Annotated in this window: 3 protein-coding genes; all 3 read right to left on the bottom strand. The window is 70.8% G+C overall.

Translation table 11 applies throughout. From position 1 onward, the window contains the following. Nucleotides 1-119 precede the first annotated feature (119 nt). Entirely contained in the window at nt 120-458 is a 339-nt protein-coding gene (locus A6Q79_RS11360; RefSeq protein ID WP_067856575.1) for a P-II family nitrogen regulator, read from the bottom strand. Between the two features lie 2 nt (nt 459-460). Continuing rightward, entirely contained in the window at nt 461-1741 is a 1281-nt protein-coding gene (locus tag A6Q79_RS11355) for an ammonium transporter (RefSeq protein ID WP_286690471.1), read from the bottom strand. Nucleotides 1742-1884: 143 nt separating this feature from the next. Further along, the coding region (gene ftsY / locus A6Q79_RS11350) for a signal recognition particle-docking protein FtsY (RefSeq protein ID WP_317698305.1) at nt 1885-2758 on the bottom strand (874 nt) is incomplete at its 5' end.

Genomic DNA, 2758 nt, shown 5'->3' with positions numbered 1-2758 from the left:
GGTCGGAGGCGGTGCTCGGCGGGTGGCTCACGGCACCAGCCTGCCGCACCCGACCACCCGGGACGCACCGCAGCCCACGACCGGTGCGGTCGTGGGCTGCGGCGGGGCCGGGCGAGAGGTCAGAGGGCGGCCTCGTCGGTCTCGCCGGTGCGCACGCGCACCACCGAGTCGACGGGGACGACCCACACCTTGCCGTCGCCGATCTTGCCGGTCTGGGCGGCTGCCGTGATGGTGCTGACGACCGTCTCGACGTCGGCGGCGTCGACGACGACCTCCAGGCGGATCTTCGGCACGAGGGTGACGTCGTACTCAGCCCCGCGGTAGACCTCCGTGTGGCCCTTCTGCTGGCCGTAGCCGCTGGCCTCGGTGACGGTCATGCCGGCGACGCCGGCGGACGCGAGGGCCTCGCGGACCTCTTCCCACTTGTGCGGCTTGATGACCGCGGTCACGAGCTTCATCATCAGACTCCCGTCTTGAAGGGCGAACCACCGGAACCGCCGGTGTAGTCGTACGCGGACTCGAGGTGCTCGACCTGGTCGATGCCGGAGACCTCGTCCTCCGGGTCGATCCGGAAGCCGATCGTCATGTCGATCAACTTACCGATGATGTACGTGAGCACGAACGAGAAGACCATGACGACGACGGCGGCCAGCACCTGCTTGCCGAGCAGCTCGGCGTTGCCACCGTAGAAGAGTCCGTCGACGGGCGCACCGCCACCGGGCGCCGTCGTGGCGAGGAAGCCGATGAGGACGGTGCCGATGAGCCCGCCCACGAGGTGCACGCCGACGACGTCGAGCGAGTCGTCGAAGCCGAGCTTCCACTTGAGGCCGACCGCTGCGGCGCACACGACACCGGCGACCAGGCCCAGGATGACCGACCCGAACGGCGACAGCGCACCGGCGGCGGGCGTGATGGCGACGAGGCCGGCGACGGCACCCGACGCGGCGCCGAGGCTGGTGCCCTTCTTCTCCTTGACGAACTCGTAGGCGAGCCAGCCGACGATCGCGCCGGCGGTGGCCACCGCGGTGTTGACGAAGGCGAGACCGGCCAGGCCGTTCGCGCCGAGCGCCGAGCCGGCGTTGAAGCCGAACCAGCCGAACCAGAGGAGGCCGGCGCCCAGCAGCACGAACGGCAGGTTGTGCGGACGCATCGGGTCGCGCTTCCAGCCGGTGCGCTTGCCGAGCACGAGGGCGAGTGCGAGACCGGCCGCACCGGCGTTGATGTGCACCGCGGTGCCGCCCGCGAAGTCGACGGCCTCGAGCTTGGTGGCGATCCAGCCGCCCCCCTCCCCGTCACTGCCGCCGAAGTCGAAGACCCAGTGCGCGACGGGGAAGTAGACGACGGTGACCCACACGACCACGAAGACGAGCCAGCCGGAGAACTTCGCACGGTCGGCGATCGCGCCACTGATGAGGGCGACGGTGATGATGGCGAACATCAGCTGGAACCCGGCGAACACGAACTCGGGGATCGTGCCGTAGGCGGTGTCGACGCCGATGTTGAGGAACCCGAGCCGCTCGGTGCCGCCGATGAGGCTGTTGCCGCCGGGGCTGAACGCGAACGAGTAGCCGTAGAGCACCCACAGCACCGGCACGATGGCCAGCGCGGCGAAGCTCATCATCATCATGTTGAGCACGCTCTTCGCGCGCGTCATGCCCCCGTAGAAGAACGCGAGCCCGGGCGTCATGAGCAGCACCAGTGCGGCGCTGGCCAAGACCCAGGCGGTGTCGCCGGTATCCATGGAACCTCCGTGAGACGTGATGGGACGGCGCGCCTCCCGGCAGCGCCACGTCACACGATGGACGTCGGGGATTACCTCTGCGGCAGCGTCGCGTTTCGCTCAGGTCACGAGTTCGGCTCCTGCGTTACGGGCGTGTTACGTCCTCACGCCAGCAGCGCGTCGACGAACTCCTCGGCGTCGAACGGCGCGAGGTCGTCGGCCCCTTCGCCGAGACCGACGTACTTGACCGGGACGCCGAGCTCGCGCTGGACGGCGACGACGATGCCGCCCTTGGCCGTGCCGTCGAGCTTGGTGAGCACCACGCCGGTGACCTTGACGACCTCGCCGAACACCTGGGCCTGGCGCAGGCCGTTCTGGCCGGTGGTCGCGTCGATGACGAGCAGCACCTCGGTGACGGGTGCCTGCTTCTCGGCCACGCGCTTGACCTTGCCCAGCTCGTCCATCAGGCCCGCCTTCGTGTGCAGGCGACCGGCCGTGTCGATGACGACGACGTCGGCACCGGTCTCGAGGCCCTGCTTGACGGTGTCGAAGCCGACGCTGGCGGGGTCGCCGCCCTCGGGACCGCGCACGACGTCGACGCCGACGCGCTGGCCCCACGTGCTGAGCTGGTCGGCCGCGGCGGCGCGGAACGTGTCGGCCGCGCCGAGCACGACGGTGCGGTCCTCGGCGACGAGCACGCGGGCGAGCCGGCCGACCGTCGTGGTCTTGCCGGTGCCGTTGACGCCCACGACGAGCACGACGCCGGGCGTGCCCTCAGGGCCCTGCAGCGCGAGCGAGCGGTCGAGGGTCGGGTCGACGAGCGCGACGAGCTCCTCGCGCAACGCCCGGCGCGCGGCCTCGGGGTCGGTGATGCCCTCGACGCGCACCCGCGTGCGGAGCCGGTCGACGAGCTCGGTCGTCGGACCGACACCCACGTCGGCGGCAAGGAGCGTGTCCTCGAGCTCCTCCCAGGCGGCGTCGTCGAGGTCGGCCCGGCCGAGCACCGCGAGGAGGCCGCGACCGAGCGAGGAGTTGGAG

Source organism: Aeromicrobium sp. REDSEA-S32_B7 (assembly GCF_001626145.1).
GTDB lineage: Bacteria > Actinomycetota > Actinomycetes > Propionibacteriales > Nocardioidaceae > Aeromicrobium > Aeromicrobium erythreum.
The sequence above is the reverse complement of the archived record's forward strand: the minus strand, read 5'-3'. Positions and strand labels throughout refer to the sequence as shown.

Bases quoted from the DNA above. Each gene is read 5' to 3' on its own strand.
- A6Q79_RS11360 (WP_067856575.1), bottom strand. From the start codon at position 458: ATGAAGCTCGTGACCGCGGTCATCAAGCCGCACAAGTGGGAAGAGGTC.
- A6Q79_RS11355 (WP_286690471.1), bottom strand. From the start codon at position 1,741: ATGGATACCGGCGACACCGCCTGGGTCTTGGCCAGCGCCGCACTGGTG.